The organism is Flavobacterium sp. B183 (assembly GCF_023539155.1).
Classification (GTDB): domain Bacteria; phylum Bacteroidota; class Bacteroidia; order Flavobacteriales; family Flavobacteriaceae; genus Flavobacterium; species Flavobacterium tructae.
Genome location: NZ_CP097434.1, coordinates 814,693 through 833,630, shown reverse-complemented (window position 1 = coordinate 833,630; position 18,938 = coordinate 814,693). Strand labels below are relative to the sequence as shown.

General features: G+C 36.8%; 13 protein-coding genes and 1 pseudogene. 13 read left to right on the top strand and 1 reads right to left on the bottom strand.

Features of this window, described 5'->3' with window-relative positions; genetic code table 11:
• Positions 1-14: 14 nt before the first annotated feature.
• From M4I44_RS03770 to M4I44_RS03710, 13 genes and pseudogenes are all read left to right on the top strand, one after another.
• Positions 15-1,211, top strand: a complete 1,197-nt coding sequence (locus tag M4I44_RS03770) for a tail fiber protein (RefSeq protein WP_249966554.1) — start codon at positions 15-17, stop codon at positions 1,209-1,211.
• A gap of 307 nt (positions 1,212-1,518) precedes the next feature.
• A pseudogene (locus M4I44_RS03765) lies at positions 1,519-4,349 on the top strand (TonB-dependent receptor domain-containing protein).
• An 85-nt stretch (positions 4,350-4,434) separates the two neighbouring features.
• A complete protein-coding gene (locus M4I44_RS03760) occupies positions 4,435-5,961 on the top strand; it encodes an SGNH/GDSL hydrolase family protein (protein WP_249966553.1) in 1,527 nt (508 codons plus the stop codon).
• A gap of 232 nt (positions 5,962-6,193) precedes the next feature.
• Positions 6,194-7,705 carry a F0F1 ATP synthase subunit beta gene (gene atpD, locus M4I44_RS03755; RefSeq protein ID WP_017495935.1) on the top strand — a complete coding sequence of 504 codons (1,512 nt, stop codon included), beginning with the start codon at positions 6,194-6,196 and terminating at the stop codon, positions 7,703-7,705.
• Positions 7,706-7,797: 92 nt separating this feature from the next.
• The gene (locus M4I44_RS03750; RefSeq protein WP_017495936.1) at positions 7,798-8,079 is read left to right on the top strand and encodes a F0F1 ATP synthase subunit epsilon; all 282 of its coding nucleotides are present in this window, start codon (positions 7,798-7,800) and stop codon (positions 8,077-8,079) included.
• Between the two features lie 188 nt (positions 8,080-8,267).
• A complete protein-coding gene (locus M4I44_RS03745) occupies positions 8,268-9,404 on the top strand; it encodes a pyridoxal phosphate-dependent aminotransferase family protein (RefSeq protein WP_249966552.1) in 1,137 nt (378 codons plus the stop codon).
• A 210-nt stretch (positions 9,405-9,614) separates the two neighbouring features.
• Positions 9,615-9,812, top strand: coding sequence for a hypothetical protein (locus tag M4I44_RS03740; protein WP_249966551.1), 198 nt, complete (start codon positions 9,615-9,617; stop codon positions 9,810-9,812).
• Positions 9,813-9,878: 66 nt separating this feature from the next.
• On the top strand, positions 9,879-10,742 hold the full coding sequence (locus M4I44_RS03735) for a TraB/GumN family protein (protein WP_249966550.1): 864 nt from the start codon (positions 9,879-9,881) through the stop codon (positions 10,740-10,742).
• A gap of 6 nt (positions 10,743-10,748) precedes the next feature.
• Positions 10,749-11,252 carry an RNA polymerase sigma factor gene (locus M4I44_RS03730; protein ID WP_070906363.1) on the top strand — a complete coding sequence of 168 codons (504 nt, stop codon included), beginning with the start codon at positions 10,749-10,751 and terminating at the stop codon, positions 11,250-11,252.
• Positions 11,242-11,856, top strand: a complete 615-nt coding sequence (locus tag M4I44_RS03725) for a hypothetical protein (protein WP_017495941.1) — start codon at positions 11,242-11,244, stop codon at positions 11,854-11,856. The genes M4I44_RS03730 and M4I44_RS03725 overlap by 11 nt, the downstream gene beginning before the upstream one ends.
• Positions 11,857-12,001: 145 nt before the next feature.
• Positions 12,002-12,619, top strand: a complete 618-nt coding sequence (bioD, locus tag M4I44_RS03720) for a dethiobiotin synthase (RefSeq protein ID WP_249966549.1) — start codon at positions 12,002-12,004, stop codon at positions 12,617-12,619.
• A gap of 100 nt (positions 12,620-12,719) precedes the next feature.
• Complete coding sequence (gene bioA / locus M4I44_RS03715; protein WP_249966548.1) at positions 12,720-13,991, top strand: adenosylmethionine--8-amino-7-oxononanoate transaminase; 1,272 nt, start codon at positions 12,720-12,722, stop codon at positions 13,989-13,991.
• A 22-nt stretch (positions 13,992-14,013) separates the two neighbouring features.
• Positions 14,014-15,183, top strand: a complete 1,170-nt coding sequence (locus M4I44_RS03710; protein WP_249966547.1) for a beta-ketoacyl synthase N-terminal-like domain-containing protein — start codon at positions 14,014-14,016, stop codon at positions 15,181-15,183.
• Positions 15,184-15,267: 84 nt separating this feature from the next.
• On the opposite strand, the gene M4I44_RS03705 is transcribed toward M4I44_RS03710, so the two are convergent.
• A complete protein-coding gene (locus tag M4I44_RS03705; protein ID WP_249966546.1) occupies positions 15,268-18,615 on the bottom strand; it encodes a T9SS sorting signal type C domain-containing protein in 3,348 nt (1,115 codons plus the stop codon).
• Positions 18,616-18,938: the final 323 nt, after the last annotated feature.

Genomic DNA, 18,938 nt, shown 5'->3' with positions numbered 1-18,938 from the left:
TAAAAAGAATTTGTATGAATAATTTATTTAAGATTGTTTGCATTTGTTTATTTGTCAGTACGAGGATAAATGCACAGGGGTCTATAAGTATCAATAGCGGTTTGTATAATGTTTTACCAAGACCTGTAATTTCGGCAGGAACTATGGAATATGGGGAAATTAGAGGTTATAGTTTACACGGTAATCTTATGGATGACGGTTTTCTAAGACTGTCTGCAGGTGCTGGAACGACTCCATGGACTAAATCCTACATTGACATGTCAGGATATTCTACTGTTCCTGATATGGATCGTAATATTGTTTTTGGGACTTCTGGTACAGAACGTATGCGGATTAATCAGTATGGAAATGTTGGTATTGGAACTTTAACGCCTGGAACTAAGCTAAGTGTATTAGGGGTAATATCTAAATTGACAGAAACGGGAATTGACGGTACTTTTGATAACCTAATAAAGTATGGGCATAAATCAGATTTGGAAAGTGCTACAAGTTATGCTAATCGTTGGCATGGTATTGATGCTACAATTACTGCAGGTACAGCAGAGCAGAATAAATTAAAGTTTAAGCTATATAGTGGTGGGACTGGGAATTTAACACCGGTTGATGTGATGACTCTAGTTGGTAATGGAAATGTCGGTATTGGAACTTCTACCCCTTCTAACGTGCAAGGCTGGGGCAGAGTATTTGATGTTGCTGGAGTTGATAATTCTAAAATTCTGGCAACTTCGAGAAATGGATTGTCTAGGGTGGGTATTTTTTCGCATAATGATTGGTATGGTGGTGGTGGATTTGTTGGTACAGAAAGTAATCATTCTTTACATTTAATAACAAACTACAATGTAAAAATGTCAATTCTTACAAATGGGAATGTTGGGGTAGGGACAGTCAACCCAGATTCAAAACTTACCGTTGCCGGAAATATTCATGCTCAAGAAGTAAAAGTGACGGCTAGGGCGGGCGAAGTTCCCGATTATGTTTTTGCGAATGATTACAAATTAAAATCATTAGAAGAAGTGGAGAGGTATATCAAACAAAATAGCCATTTACCGGAAATACCATCAGCTAAAGAAATAGAGAAGAATGGTCTGATGCTGGCAGAAATGAATTTGAGTTTGTTGAAGAAGATGGAAGAAATGACGCTTTATATGATAGAGCAAAATAAGAGAATTAAAGATTTAGAGAAACAAATCGAAGAAATAAAAAGAAAGTAGGAATAATTGTAAAATTACATTACTGTTAAAAAGCGAGATTTTAGGTCTCGCTTTTTTGTATTGCCAAATTTTTTTTCTGCATATGGTATTTTTAGTAAATCCTCAAAATTTCCATATAAAATAATATGTATGCATAGTAATTGAATTGTTGAAGGTTTAATATTTGATTTTAATTTAATAAAACAGATTGATGAATAGTTAAAATATTATGTAAAAATATGGTAAATACTGATTTTTTTTAACATTTTTTTATACATATTAAAATTATTTGTATTTTGGTAGTATAAACTAAACAAAAACTAACCAAATGAGAGTCTATTTATTAATTATGTTGTTTTTCGGCGGAATATCTTTTGCGCAGAATTCAATTACCGGTTCTGTTACAGACGGCACTAAACAAGCTATTCCCGGAGCCAATGTTGTCGTAGTTGGAAGTTCAAACGGTACTTCTACGGATTTTGATGGTACATTTAAGTTAAGCACTTCGGCTAAGTTGCCTTTTTCGATTAAGGTTTCAGCTGTAGGTTTCGAGTCTAAGACGATTAATGTTACTGCTTTAAATCAAAAAATTAATGTAATTTTAAAAGATGAGGAAACCAAATTGAATGAAATTGTAGTTTCCGCTTCCAGAACTCCTGAGAGAGTCCTTGAGTCTCCGGTAACTATTGAAAGAATGGGAATCGTTGATATTAAGAAAACCGCCTCTCCTTCTTTTTACGATGGTCTGGAAAATTTAAAAGAGGTACAGATGAATACTAGTAGTATGTCTTTTAAGTCAATCAATACCAGAGGTTTTGCAACGGTAGCCAATACACGTTTTATGCAGTTGGTTGATGGTATGGACAACTCCTCTCCGCTTTTAAACTTTGTATTGGGGAATTTGATTGGTGTTTCAGAAATAGATGTTCAGAGTGTGGAGTTGTTACCAGGTGCATCTTCTGCATTATACGGAGCAAATGCTTTTAACGGAATTATGTTTATGAACAGTAAGAGTCCGTTTACGTATCAGGGAGCATCAGCTTATTTTAAATACGGAATGACTTCGCAGGAAGCTGCCGGTACTAATAATTACTACGATTTTGGAATGCGATTTGCGCATGCTTTTAATAAATATTTTGCAGCGAAAGCAAACTTTACTTATATGGAGGCTACCGATTGGTATGCTACAAATTACAATGACAAAACAATTCCCGGAATTGATAGAAGTAATATCAATTATGATGGAATTAACGTGTATGGTGATGAAGTTTCAACTAATTTAAAAGGTGTTGGACAGTCATTGGCTGCTTTAGGAATTATTCCTGCTTCGACAGTAAATTTATTGCCTAGTAAAAATGTCAGCAGAACAGGTTATAATGAAGTAGATCTTACGAACAACAAAGCTGGAAATACCAAAATTGATTTTTCATTACACGGAAGACCTTTTGGGGATGACAGATTGGAAATTATCTGGCAAAGTAAATTTGGTACCGGTAACGCGGTTTATCAAGGAGCTAATAGATACTACTTGAATGATTTTTTTATGCAACAACATAAAATTGAATTTAAAGGGAGGAATTTTTTCGTAAGAGGGTATACTACATCGGAAGATGGAGGGCATTCTTATGATATGGGCTTTACCGGAATTAACATAAATAGAAAATGGAAAGATGATAAAACCTGGTTTGGTCAGTATGCAGGGGCATACGTTCAGGCTACTTTAGGAGGAGCTACTCCTGAACAGGCCCATGCAGCAGGAAGAACTACAGCAGATACAGGTCGTTTGTTACCGGGTACAGTAGCGTTTAAAAATGCATTCAATCAGGTAATTGATGACGAAAGTGTGCTTACAGGTTCAAAACTGGTAGATAATTCGAAGATTTACCATTCAGATGCAAATTACAACTTTAAAGATTTGATAAAGTTTGCTGAGATTCAGGTGGGTGGATCATTCAGATTGTACGAATTAAATTCTCACGGAAGAATTTATACCGACGGTAACGGTGGGATTAATTATACAGAGTATGGTGCTTACACACAAGTAATGAAAAAGTTTTTGGATGAGAGATTGAAATTTACAGGCTCTATTCGTTACGATAAATCAAAAAATTTCGATGGTAACTTTTCACCTAGAGTCTCTTTCGTATATTCCGGAGGGGAGAAAAAGAATCATAATTTCAGAGCTTCGTTTCAAACGGGTTTTAGAAATCCGTCTACACAGGATCAGTACATTGGGTTTAATATTGGTAATGCAGTGTTGATTGGTTCTGCTCCGGATAACTTATTGCGTTATACAGAGACATTGCCTGTTTCTACAACGGCAGGTCAGGCTTTTGCCGGAGGTCCGACTGTTGTAATGACGGGAGTGAATGCTTATAATAATTCTTATACAGCAAGTTCTGTAGGTGCTTTTAGTGCTTTGGCAGGAACTAATCCTGTAGCTGCAGCTGCTCTTTTAAGAAAAACAAATATAAATTATGTAAGACCGGAAGAAGTTAAGGCATTTGAGTTGGGATATCGTTCTTTTATTAATGATGTTTCGGTAGATCTTAATGCTTATTACAATATTTACAATCATTTTATTGGAAATTTAAATGTTGTGGCTCCTTTTTATGGTACAGCACAAGATGCTCCAAACCCTTTATTAGGACCTACAGATCCTGGATTCCAGACGCTTCATGCGCTTCAGAATGGAAACATCAGAGCGTACCAGTTGTATACCAATACAGATGTTGAAATTAAATCGTTCGGATTTGGAGTTGGTCTTTCTAAAAAGTGATTGCTAATTTTGAATTGGGAGTAAATTATAACTATGCTCAGTTTGATTTTGATCAGGCTAAAGATCCAAGCTTTGAAGCAGGTTTTAATACACCAAAACACAGAGTTAAAGTATCGTTTGGAAATGATAGATTGTTTGAGAACTTCGGATTCAATGTAAGCGGAAGATGGAATAATGAATACAAATGGGAATCGACTTTTGCAGATGGTGTAATTAAGGCGGCAACTGTAATTGATGCACAGATTAATTACGGACTTCCGAAATTAAAATCACTTTTCAAATTAGGAGCTTCCAATATTGGAGGAAAAGAATATGCTCAGGTACTTGGCGCAGGATATATCGGTCAGCAATATTTTGTTTCCTGGACGATCAACCCGTAATTTGGGATAATAGACGAAACAAACCTTTTATTCGCTTTTCTGGATACAACTTTCAGAAAAGGATAATTATAAAATATAGTAGATCATGGTAAAAAATTTAAAATGGCTGTTTTTGGTTTCAGTAACCTTTATGGCTTGTAATAGTGATGATGCGGTAACGGTGACAGATTCGTCTGATGGGCAGCCGTTAACTTCGGGGCAGGCGAATTTTTCAAAATATGTTGCGTTGGGAGATTCTTTTGCGGCAGGTTTTTCAGACAATGCTTTGTTTAAGGCGGGTCAGGCAAATGCATACCCTAATATTTTAGCACAGCAATTTGCATTGGTAGGTGGCGGTACTTTTACGACTCCTTTTATGACCGATAATATTGGAGGGTTTTCCTCCGGTGGTGTTCAGGTACCTAGTTTAGGAGTTAGATTGTATTTAGATGTGTCAACAAGTACTCCAGTTCCTGTTAGTGGTGTTTCGGGTACTGATATTAGTGCACGTTTAACGGGAGCTTTCAGTAATTTAGGGATTCCGGGAGCAAAAGCAACACATTTGGCGCTGGCTGGTTATGCGAGTGCTAATCCTTACTTTGGCAGGATTGCTTCTTCACCTTCGGCAACAGTTTTAGGAGATGCTTTGGCGCAGAATCCCACTTTTTTCTCTTTGTGGATTGGGGGTAACGACGTTTTAGGTTACGCTACATCGGGAGGAGACGGATCAAACCCGATTACAGATCCGGCTACTTTTGATGCTGTTTATAAAAACCTGGCAACAGAATTGTCTAAGAATGGAAGAAAAGGAGTTGTGGCCAATTTGCCGGACATCAGTACCTTGCCACACTTTACAACAGTTCCTTACAATCCGTTAACAGTTTCGCTTTTAGGTAATGGAAGTACAGCTGTTGGAACAGCAACGATTAATGCACTTAATGCACAATTATACGGTCCGTTGAAAAGCGCCTTAAATTATCTTGGAGTTACGGACAGAATTGATTTACTATCGCTAACAGCAGCAAATCCTTTGTTGATAAAAGACGAAACGCTTACCAACTTATCTACTCAGCTTACTGCAGTGCTTACGCCATCGGTAGGAGCACAGACTGCGGCGTTTTATGGTACTGTTTTTGGTCAGGCGCGTCAGGCTAAAGCTGCCGATTTGGTGCTTTTGAGCACAAGAGCAGCTATTGGAACGGCACCTACAGCTGCAAACTCAGGAATCGGAATGGCACCTCCTGCACCGTTGGATAAATTCGGGATTACGTATCCGTTACAAGATAAATATGTATTAATTCCGTCAGAGATAACAGAGATTAAAAATGCTACTGCGGCCTATAATTTAACCATTAAAGCGGCTCAGGAAGCAAACGGTCTGGCATTAGTAGATGCAGACGGATTGATGAAACAGTTGTCTACTGCAAACGGGATCTCTGTCAATGGCTATACCTTGACAAGTGCATTTGTTTTCGGAGGAGTATTTTCTCTGGATGGTGTTCATCCTTCAGCCAGAGGTTATGCATTTATTGCCAATAAATTTATGGAGTCAATTAATGCGAAATACGGTTCAAATCTAAAAGGAGTAGATGTGGGGAATTACCAGACACTTTATCCTAAAGTTATAAATTAAGATTTATTTTTTTTATAAAACAGCCACTTGCTTTCAGAACGCAGTGGCTTTTTTTATGCCCTTAAAAAATGTTATTTTCGGTATTTGAGGGCTGACTTTTAAGAATCAAACAAAATCGTAGTATTTTTTATAAAAAAAATATTGATTTTATATTTTAAAAATTTATCTTTGCGCTCTGAAAAAAGAGGTATTTTCGATAAACCTAAATAGCTATTTAATAAATACATAAGTAATGTCAAAAGTAATAGGAAAAGTTGCTCAAATCATTGGACCAGTAGTTGACGTAGTTTTCAACGGTAAGGATGTTGAACTTCCAAAAATTTATGATTCACTAGAAGTCACAAAAAAAGACGGAACATTATTAGTTCTGGAAGTACAATCTCACATTGGTGAAAATACGGTTCGTACCATTTCTATGGACTCTACAGACGGTTTGAGTAGAGGATATGAAGTAGTTGGAACTGGAAATCCAATCCAAATGCCAATCGGTCCGGATGTATACGGAAGATTATTTAATGTTGTTGGAGATGCGATTGATGGTTTAGGTGAATTGCCTAAAACAGGTGAAAACGGTTTGCCGATTCACAGACAAGCACCAAAATTTGAAGATTTGTCAACTTCATCAGAAGTTTTATTCACAGGTATCAAAGTAATCGATTTGATTGAGCCTTATGCAAAAGGAGGTAAAATTGGATTGTTCGGTGGAGCAGGTGTTGGTAAAACAGTATTGATCCAGGAGTTGATTAACAATATCGCAAAAGGTCACGGTGGACTTTCAGTATTCGCAGGAGTAGGAGAAAGAACACGTGAAGGAAATGACTTACTTCGTGAGATGTTAGAGTCAGGAATTATTAAATACGGTGATGATTTCATGCACTCTATGGAAAATGGAGGATGGGATTTATCTAAAGTAGATATGCCAGGAATGAGAGAGTCTAAAGCTACTTTCGTTTTCGGACAAATGAATGAGCCACCTGGAGCTCGTGCACGTGTAGCACTTTCAGGATTATCTATCGCTGAGTATTTCCGTGATGGAGCTGGAACTGATCAAGGAAAAGACGTATTGTTCTTCGTTGATAACATCTTCCGTTTTACACAAGCAGGTTCTGAGGTATCAGCACTTTTAGGACGTATGCCTTCTGCAGTAGGATACCAACCAACTTTGGCAACAGAGATGGGAGCTATGCAAGAGCGTATTACTTCTACAAACAAAGGATCTATTACATCTGTACAGGCAGTTTACGTTCCTGCGGATGACTTAACTGACCCGGCACCGGCAACAACGTTTGCTCACTTAGATGCTACAACAGTATTGTCTCGTAAAATTGCTGAGTTAGGTATTTATCCTGCGGTTGACCCGTTAGATTCTACTTCAAGAATTTTGACTCCTCAAATCTTAGGAAATGAGCATTATGACTGTGCACAAAGAGTAAAAGAAATTCTTCAAAAATACAAACAATTGCAAGATATCATCGCGATCTTAGGTATGGAAGAATTATCTGAAGAAGATAAATTATCAGTATCTAGAGCACGTCGTGTTCAACGTTTCTTATCTCAGCCATTCCACGTAGCGGAGCAATTTACAGGTATTCCTGGAGTATTGGTTGATATTAAAGATACTATCAAAGGATTCAACATGATTATCGACGGTGAGTTAGATCATCTTCCAGAAGCAGCTTTCAACTTGAAAGGTTCTATTCAGGATGCTATCGAAGCTGGAGAAAAAATGTTAGCTGAAGCATAATCAAGCATAGCTTGATAAACATCAAAAAATAAAAATTCCAAATTCCAAGATTGGGATTTGGAATTTTATAATTTGGAATTTAAAAAAAAGTTATGATTTTAGATATAGTATCACCAGAAGCAAAATTATTTTCAGGAGAAGTAACATCAGTAACATTGCCTGGAGTTGACGGAAGCTTCCAAATATTGAATAATCACGCTCCTATTGTCTCTATTTTAGAAAAAGGAACTGTTAAAATTGCTTCTGCAAAGTTTAATTTTTCTAAAGATGTAGCGAGTAAATTCACGAAAGTAAACGAGCAAACTTATACATTAGAGATTGCATCAGGTACTGTTGAAATGAAAGATAATAAAGTAATTGTTTTAGTTGACTAAAGCAGTTTCGGAATAAATACAAAAAGACTTCAAGTAATTGGAGTCTTTTTTTTATGCTCTAATTTTTGCTTTTTGATTGCTGGAAGATATTGTATTCAAAGAGTATCATTTAAATGATTGTCTTTAATTTGAGGTTAGGAGAGCAAAGCAATAGCTTATTTTACAATCAATTTTATAACTTTGCTTTTATGAAATTACCGGAGAACCTGAATCAGAAATTAGAGATACGAAAGCAGAATAATTCGCTTAGAAAATTACCGGTTTTTAGTAACCGAATAGATTTTTCGTCAAATGATTATATCGGTTTTTCAAAATCAGAATCTATTTTTAAGCTTACTCATGCTTATTTGCTGGAAAATGAAATTTTTCAAAATGGCGCAACCGGATCACGATTGATCTCAGGAAATCACTCTTTATATCAAATTACAGAAACGTTTATTGCGGAATTTCATGATGCTGAATCAGCATTAATCTTTAATTCGGGTTACGATGCCAATGTTGGTTTTTTTAGCGCTGTACCGCAACGAAATGATGTTATATTGTATGATGAATTAAGTCATGCTTCTATTCGGGACGGAATTACAATGTCTAATGCAAAATCGTATAAATTCAATCACAATGATTTTGAAGATCTGGAACGTCTCATTCAGAAGTTTCCGGATACTACGGTTTATATTGTTACCGAAACGGTTTTTTCTATGGATGGGGATAGTCCGAATTTAGAAGAATTAGTAGTCTTGTCCGAGAAGTACAATTGTTATCTGGTAGTTGATGAAGCGCATACTTTAGGCGTATTTGGAGAAAAAGGAGAAGGTTTGATACAATATTTAAAATTACACCATAGGATTTTTGCCCGAATTATGACTTTCGGAAAAGGTTTGGGATGTCATGGTGCTGTAGTTTTAGGAAGTCTGTCTCTTAAAGAATATTTGGTCAATTTTGCCAGAAGCTTCATTTATACGACAGGTTTATCACCTCATTCTGTTGCAACAATTCTTATAGCGTACAAACAATTGGAAGCAGAGAAAGCAACGATCGAAAAACTGCGTCAAAACATCGTATTCTTCAATCAGCACAAAAACTTATTAGGTCTAAAGCCAATGTTTGTTCGGAGTAAGTCGGCAATACAGTCGGCTATTGTTCCGGGAAACGAAAATGTAAAACGCCTCGCAGAACAGCTTCAGGGCAAAGGGTTCGATGTAAAACCGATACTTTCTCCAACCGTTCCGGAAGGGCAGGAACGTTTGCGTTTTTGTATTCATAGTTACAATTCAGAAAAAGAGATTAACGAAGTTTTAGAATTACTGGGGAACTTCGTGTTTTAGGATACTATGTTTCACAGAGATTCATCAAGTTGTCACAGAGCTTCGCAAAGTTATTTTGTGAGGCTCTTTTTTCTTTGTGAATCTCTGCGTGAAAAAAAATATTTCCGTCAGCCCTTTGTTTATGGGCTTCTATAAAAAAGTTTAAAAATTTTTGTAACGTTTTGAATGTTTGATTACTTACGAGTCGTAATCAAATAAACCAAAACAATTATGAAAACAAATTCAACATCAGTAACCGAAAAAGTATTCCATTTCGTATTTGTCTTTGTTGCTTCAGCAGGACTTGGATATGCTTTAGTAAATCAATTTATTTTAGACAAACCCAATATGGGATTGCTCTCAGTTATGATTTGTCTCTTTGTAGCTTCAATGGCTTCCTGGCAAAGAAAAAAATATACTAAATCATAGTACTCATTCAATCATCAATCAAAACAATCAATCAAATCATCATCAATCATTAAATCAATCAACAAAATGAAAAAATTAGTTACATCAGCAATTGCAGTAATTGCATTAGTTTTTTGTGGAACAACACAGGCACAGAAAAAATCTCCAAAACTTGAAAATTCGCTTTTATGGGAAGTTACAGGAAACGGATTATCGAAACCGTCTTATTTGTACGGTACAATTCATGCAATTTGTTCAGGAGATTATTTTCTGTCTGATAAGACAAAAAAAGCATTTGAAGCCTCAAGCGAATTAGTGTTGGAAATTGATTTAGCAGATCCAAAAGAAATGGCAGATATGCAGCAATTGGTATTGGGGAAAGAGCCGTTAAGTAAGAGACTGAGTCCGGAACAATTGTCAAAATTGGATTTGATTCTGCAAAAAACAATCGGAATGACGGTTAAACAGGTAGATGCTTATAGCCTGACCGCAGTAATGAGCATGGTTTCGATTAAAAGTTTTGGCTGTAAAGATCTTAAGTTTTATGAAATGGAATTTATTGAGAACGCAAAGAAAAGAAATATTGAAATTGGTGGTCTGGAAACGGTAAAATCTCAAGAAAAGATGTTGGAAAAGGCTTATAGCAATGATGAAATGCTAATGATGCTGGAGGAGCTAAATGACTCCGTAATGTCTCAATCTGTATCCTTTTATAAAAATGAAAATATCAATGGATTGTATGATGTTATAACAGATGAAAAAATGGGGAGTGAAAAGACAAATAAAGTTATCTTAGACCAGCGAAATAGGAATTGGGTAAAAACGATGCCGGAAATGATGAAAAAGCAGAGCGTGTTTTTTGCTGTAGGATCGGGACATTTGGGTGGAGAGTATGGAGTGATTAGTTTATTAAAGAAAGCAGGTTATAAGGTCAAACCAGTAATGCAATAAAGTATTTTGAAAGAGAAAGAACAGGAATTTTTAAATCGGATCGAAAGTCACAAAGGAATACTGTACAAAGTTTCTAAAATGTACATGGATAATTCTGACGATCAACAGGATTTGTTTCAGGAAATCGTTTGTCAGCTTTGGAAATCGTATGATTCTTTTAGAAATGAAAGTCAGTTTTCGACCTGGATGTATCGTGTAGCCGTGAATACAGCCATTGTTTTTCTGAAAAAGGAAAAACGAAAGGTGGATAAATACGAAATCGCTTCCGAAAATATTAAGGATGATGAAGGAGATTCACACATCAAAGAAAGTCAGATCGATCATTTTTATAAAGCTGTTCAAAAACTCGAAAAAATAGATAAAGCGATCATTTTTTATCAGCTGGAAGGGTTTTCTCATAAGGAAATTGGAGAAAACTTAGGAATTTCAGAAGGAAATGCCAGGGTGAAATTAAACAGAGCAAAAGAAAAATTAAAAGAAATAATTAAAAATCAGGGATATGGATTTTAACGATATACAAAACGCATGGAACAATGATAAATCGGATAACATTGTTCTTCCAGATAATCTGGAAAAAATACAATCGGCCAATACGCCATTAGACAGAATCAGAAAGAATTTAAAAAGTGAGCTGATTGGACAGGTAATCTCAGTGCTTTTAATAGGCCTCACACCTTATATTTTTCATTTTGAACAGAAATATATATTGCCCTTTTTCTTGCTTTTCAGCATGTTCACTGCCGTTTGCATTTATTATTTGGCTAAGCTTTATTTTTTCTACAAACGACTAAACAATACAGCTTTAAAAACAAAGGACAATTTGTATGAAACTTATTTTGATATCCGTCTGAATATGGAATTGTATAAGACTTTCGGATTTGCTCTGACACCTTTTCTGGTAGTATTTCTAATCGTTTTTATCTACGATCAGACTTCTAAAGTGGCTGATTTTACAATGCTTGAATTTAGTAACACAGAAATATTCAGTATTTTTTCGGTAATCCTCTTTTCAATTCTTTTGATGGGATTGGCTTTAGAATGGTGGGTTCAGTTTTTTTACGGAAAATATGCTAAAGAAATAAAGAAAGTGATAGACGAATTAAAAGAAGAGTAAGTTAAATAGAACCCATCATACGTGATGGGTTTGTTTTTATTGGTATTTTTGCATCGATTATTAAGCAGGTATTCACCCATAAAAGATTATTCGATACTAGAAAGCATAATTGTTTTTTTGAGAATGTTTGCGAAACAAAAGAAGCATGAAAATATTTATAACCGGAATTTCAACAGATGTTGGTAAAACCGTTACTTCGGCAATTGTTGTTGAAGCTTTAGAGGCCGATTACTGGAAACCCGTTCAGGCCGGAGATTTGGATTTTAGTGATACGCACAAGGTAAAATCTCAAATTTCAAATTCGAAATCTCAATTTTTCCCGAATTCATACGAGTTAAATACACCGGCAAGTCCACATCTGGCAGCAGAAATTGATGGACTTACGATCGATTTGAAGAAGATTGTGGAACCTCGAACCGATAATCATTTGGTTGTAGAAGGGGCAGGAGGAATTTTTGTTCCGTTGAATGAAACGGATTCTATTATCGATCTAATTCAAGCCGATTATAAAGTAATCGTGGTTTCAAGACATTATTTGGGGAGTATCAATCACACCTTGTTAACTGTAGAAGCGATTCAGAATCGTGGTTTTAAAGTTGCAGGAATTATTTTCAGCGGAAGCGAAAACCCATCGACTGAAAGTTTAATTCTGAATAAAACCGGAATAAAATGTATCGGAAGAATTGATGAAGAACCTTATTTTGATCAAAATGTAATCCGGGAATACGCCGATTTGTTTAGAGAGAACTTACTTAATTTATAGAGAAAAGAAGACAGAATAAAGAAAATAGACTTTCTTATCTTTGTCAAAATTGTAGAGTTTAGTCTATTTTCTATACTCTAATATCCATATTCTAAACAAGATGACATTAACAGAAAAAGACAGCCAATATCTTTGGCATCCTTATACACAGCATAAAACAGCACAGGCCCCAATTGCAATTTCCAAAGGTGAAGGAGCGCTGCTTTGGGACGAGAACGGCAAGGAATATATTGACGCTATTGCCTCATGGTGGGTAAATCCGTTTGGACATAGTAACCGATTTATAGCCGATGCGATTTACAAACAATTAACCACTTTAGAGCATGTATTGTTTGGTGGGTTTACACACGAACCGGCAGTTAAAGTGGCGGAGAAACTAATTGAGATTCTGCCTAAAAATCAACAGAAGATTTTCTTTTCTGATAATGGTTCAACAGCGGTTGAAGTAGCTATAAAAGTGGCTTTGCAGTTTTTTTTCAATAAGGGTGAAAAACGTACTACAATAATTGCTTTTGAAAATGCTTTTCACGGAGACACTTTTGCGGCGATGGCAGCAAGTGGTATCTCTTTTTATACACAGGCTTTTCAGGGAATGTTTATTGATGTAGTCAGAATTCCGGTTCCGGTAAAAGGACAGGAGCAGGAGAGTTTTGATGCTTTGAGAAATGTGATTCAAAATCATAGTTGTGCCGGTTTTATTTTTGAACCTTTGGTACAGGGTGCAGCCGGAATGGTAATGTATGAACCGGAGGCTTTGGCTAAACTGATTCAAATCTGCAAAGAGAACAATGTTCTTACCATTGCCGATGAAGTAATGACAGGTTTCGGTAAGACTGGAAAAACCTTTGCAATGGATTATGTGACAGAAGTTCCGGATATGATGTGTTTGTCTAAAGCATTAACCGGAGGAACAATACCAATGGCAATCACCACTTTTACACAAGAGGTTTTTGATGCTTTTTATGATGACGATATCAACAAGGCTTTGTTTCATGGACATACGTTTACTGCAAATCCGACGGGTTGTGCTGCGGCTTTGGCTAGTATTGATTTGCTGCATACAGATGAAATGCAGGCTAATATTGAAAGAATTCATAAGAGTCATTTGGATTTTCAGAAGAAAATGGAAAAGCATTCAAAAGTAATTACTGCCAGAACATTGGGGGTTATTTTTGCAGTTGAAATCAAATCAGATTCAGAAGAGAGTTATTACGGTTCAATGCGAACTAAACTCTATAATTTCTTTATTGATAAAGGTGTTGTTTTGCGCCCTGTCGGAAATATCGTTTATATTTTACCTCCGTATATCATGAGCGCTGAGCAGCTTCAAAAAGTATATCAAACCATTGAAGAAGCCATTGAAATGGTGTAATTTTGCGATTAAATAAAATATTTTGAATACACAAAAAATCTCTATAACAGCTTTTTCTTCTATTTCACCTTTAGGAAATACTACGGAATCAGTGTGGGAAAAGTACCTTGACCGTCAACATTGTTTTTCGAAACAGTTTTTAGACCAACAGGAAACTTCTGTCGCTGCTCTGGATGCTGAATCTAAACAAATTGTTTCGGAAATAAGAGAGTCCGATCCTAAGTACAAATTTCTGGATGATTCGGTTTTGTTTGCTTTGGCGGCTTCTCGACAAGCGGTTAAGCAGGCAGGATGGAGTTCGGATGATATCTTCGGAATTAATATTGGTTCGTCCCGGGGAGCAACCGATTTATTCGAAAAGCATTATAAAGAATACATCGATACAGGAAAAGCCCAAACTTTAGCTTCTCCAACAACAACTTTAGGAAATATATCTTCCTGGATTGCTCACGATCTGCAGAGTGTTGGACCGGAAATATCGCATTCTATAACGTGTTCAACTGCACTTCATGCCCTGTTGAATGGTGTGGCGTGGTTGAAATCAGGTATGGCCGATAAATTTTTGGTAGGAGGAAGTGAAGCTCCATTGACGGATTTCACGATTGCTCAAATGAGAGCGCTTAAAATATATTCGAGAATCGATCAGGAAACGGAATCATGGCCCAATTTGGCTTTCGATTTTGAGAAAACCCAAAATACTATGATTCTAGGGGAAGGTGCGGCAGTTTGCTGTGTGGAAACCGGCGAGAAAGAGAATGCAATTGCATATATAACAGGTGTTGGTTATGCAACCGAGATTTTAGAACACAATATTTCTATTTCTGCAGAAGCAACCTGTTTTCAGAAATCAATGAAAATGGCTTTAAAGAATATAGCTCCTGAATCGGTCGATGCAATTGTTATGCATGCTCCCGGAACGATCAAAGGCGACTTAACCGAGTTGAGGGCTATTGAAAAAGTTTTTGGATCTCAGCTGCCTTTGCTGACTACCAATAAATGGAAGATCGGACATACTTTTGGAGCGTCCGGGATATTGAGTTTAGAGTTGGCACTTTTGATGTTTCAGCACGATACTTTTATTGGAGTGCCTTTCGGAGAAGAACAAAAACAGACAAAATCGATTAAAAGAATATTGATTAATGCCGTAGGTTTCGGAGGAAATGCGGTTAGCATTTTGATCGAAAAGCCCTAGTTTAATTTTTCGAATACCAAGTTGAGATATAAAAAAATCCATTCTGTTTCTCAGAATGGATTTTTTTATAGAGCGAATTAACGATTACTGAAACAATACTTTTCGGGTAACAGTAAAATCATTTGCTAAAGTTACCTTCACCAGTAAAACCTGATTGGCAGACGGTAAATTTTCAATTTGAAAGGCTGCACTGTTTAATTTGTTTTTACTGTATAATTGTTTACCAGTAATATCAAAAACAACAACTTGTTTAATGTTTTCTTTTGATGAAGACACTTGAATGGTTTTGTTTCTAGTCGAAATAAGAATGCCGTTTTCGATGTTTTCAAAATCGCCTGTACCTAAAGTTTTGCCTGGTTTATAGCGAAGAGTCAAACGTTCGGTAAAGGTACCGGCTTCGGTTTTAAAAGTATAATTGCTTTGTGTTAAATCATGAACAGTTCCTGTAGTTTTGTCTTCAATGTAAATGGCCTGATGGCTCATGTTTCCGTCTACTTCGTCAATTGCAACAGTAAAATCACCTGCAACTGTTGTGCGGTATCCTAATGGAACAAGATCAGCATCTGTAAATGGCAGAGCACGTCCCTGAATTACATATTTGTTTTTTTGATCCGTAGTGTAAAAATCCAAATATTGATTGCCATCAAAAGTTAGCCCATCGTAATTACTTTCAAAGTCATTGGTTGCCCCTTCAATGTAGCTTACTAGCAATTGTTTAAAAGCTCCCGTTGCATTGGTCATGTTTAACCAAACGCGGTGTTTTTCTATAGCTGCTACTTTTGAGGTGTTTCCGGGTCTGAAAAACTGACCGTTATTCGATCCGCCCAATCGCATTGAATTATTAAACTTAACTTTTCCTGCAGCATTCGTTGTTACAAAGAAGGCTTGTCCGGCTGCTATGTTGCCCGTCGGTTTAGTGCCTTTGTCTTTTGCAGGATCATTATTATGCTGTTTATCTGATTTTGCAGAAACTCCTCCACTAAGGTTGTATGAAGCATAATCATCAGCACTGTACTGATTACTTGCTACAGGTTTTGCCGGAGTGTTGTGCGTCCAGAAATAGAGCGTTCCGTTTAACATTGGATTCTCTTTTAAAAGCAGATCGGCACTTAAGGCAGACGGATACGGATTTCCTATCAGGTGAGCTTTCGTAGCGGTTAATGATTCTCCTTCCAGATCTCCATTGTTTGGAATTCCTTTGAAAGTTGCGGTAAATTCTTGTTTATTGGTATTGGTGTAATTCGATGGTCCTCGAATAATGTAGCCTTTTCCAACAATCATATTGCTTTCTCTATTGGTTCGTACCCATTGTGTGCCATCATTGCCATAATAAAAATTGGCAGGCGTAGAAGGCGAAACATCTACTAATTTTTGTGGAGTTACCGGAGTAGACCAATACAAGTAATCTTTTTGGAATATAGGTGGACTTGTACGGATGTAGGAAATACTTCCCGTATTCTTAGCATTGCTTTTTTGTATCAAATTGGAACTGTTTTCAAAAACTAAAGATCCGGAGTTTACGTCTATACTATTGGCAATAGTTAAGGTGACTCCTGATTTTATAGTTACCGTTGCTCCATTATCGATTGTACAGGAACATCCGTTAAGATCGGTTTCTGCAGTATAATTTCCTGTAAATTGAATTGGATCGTTTAGTGATGGTGTGCCGCCTGACCATTTAGTGCCATTCCAGACATTTCCGGGTAGGATTACAATGTCTGACGAATATACTCTTGTGCAATTATCATCGATAGCAAATTTATAAGTTCCGGGAGCTAATCCTGAAATTTCGTATGTGGTTCCGGAAGTTGTATAATTGTATACAGTTCCTCGTGACTCCAGTAATCTTCCTGATGCAGGTACATTTTCTAAAACAACACTTCCGCTTGGTGTAGTACAGGTAGGTTGTTTGATAGTCCCTACTGTTGGGGCAATATTTGCCTGTTTGGTGATCATAGCTTCTGAAATTGCAGTGGTTGCTGTTCCGCAGCTTGATGTTACTACCGCATAGTAATATAAGGTTCCTGATGTTGTGGATTGTGGAGTGTAACTACTGGTTCTGGCTCCATTTGAAGCTCCTAATGCTGTTCCGTTTGTGGTACTTGCAGCAGTATTGCTGAACCATTGATAGGTTACAGTTCCTGATGCTGTAGCGGTCACCGTTAAAGGTGTAAAGGCATCGTTGAGGCATTTGGTTTGAGTAGCGGTCGACTGTGAGGTGATTTTTAATGATGGGTTAACCGTTAGTTTAGCAGTATTTGAGTTTGTGTTAGTATTGGCAGGACATGTGGTGGAGCTTCTTGCGACACAACGAACATAGTAGTCACTATAGGACAAAGGAAGGTTGGTCAAATTTAAGGTTGCCGTGTTATGACCTGATACACCCTGGACCCCATTGGTATTAGTCCAGTTCGTTGACCCATTGGCAGAATATTGCCATTGGTAGGTTGCATTCGAGGCTGATGCGGTTACGCTAAAGGTTCCGGACTGACCTTCGCAGGCAACTAAATCCTGTGGTTGATTGCTGAACGTTAATCCTGCTTGTACATTTACGGCTATACTGTTTGAGGCATTGCTTGGGCAATTATATCCATCTTTTGTTGTTGTTACCGTGTAGGTACCAGAAGTGGTTACGTTTATGCTTTGACCTGTTTCGCCATTAGACCACAGATACTTATCTTGCTTAGTTGAAGTAAGTGTAACACTGCCTCCCTGACAAAAAGTTGTTGTCCCGCTAGCTGTAATAGTGGGTCTGGGTGTTTTTTGATCGGTAATGTTGACATATTTGTATGCTGCATTATTGGTTTTACAATCATTAGATACGACAACTGTTATATTATCAGCACCGCTGCCTACAGTTACAGTAATGGAATTTGTGTTAGCACCTGATGTAATCGTCCATCCGGATGGTACATTCCAAACGTATTTAATTGCATTTGCTACTGGTGGAATGGAATAAACTTGTCCAGTGTTTCCGGTACATTGAGGGTTAGCACCTGAAATCAATCCAGTAGCGCCTAAAGCTTCATAAACAGTAACTTGTTTTTGAGCAGTTTTGATGGTACTGCAATTTGATTGTGTTACAGTATTGATTACGCTGGCAGTTCCGGGAGCTTTCGCAGTGACTATTGCACGGCCGTCACTATCAGTTGAAACTTCTAAGATTGCGGAATTTGATGAGGACCAGGTTCCTTTCCATCCCGTAGACCAGAAAGTAGCTGAAACACCTACGCATAATTTATCTGTATTACTTTCAATAGGTCCAGCAGTTGCGCCGGAGTTACATTGCGCATTTAAATTATTAATGCTGATCAGGAAAATGAAAGTAAAAAATGCTTTAAAGTAAAGTTTTGAAGATCCGAAGACGTTTTTTATTTCTAATAGAAAATTAAAGGGAAAAAATAGGATTTTGGAAAGTAGAGTTCTCTTCATATTGAAATGTTTCTATACAATTTAGTGGTGCTGGTACAGGATGAATTTTGCCCGAGCAAAGATAGATACACATACGTGATTGGAAATATGAAGGTTTTTGGAACGGTCATTTAATCGACAAAATGTCAAAATAGTCGACAAAATGCATCTTTAGAAATGAGATTTTATGTTATTTCTTATAAATAACATTTTCAAAGTATAAGAAAAATCGCAAAATAACGCTCAAAACGATCCGATTTTTAGAACTATAAGTACAAAAAACGTCTTTTAAGTGAAAAATTTGCAAGAAAATTGAATGTGCGAGTGTGGTGATTTTGACGAAA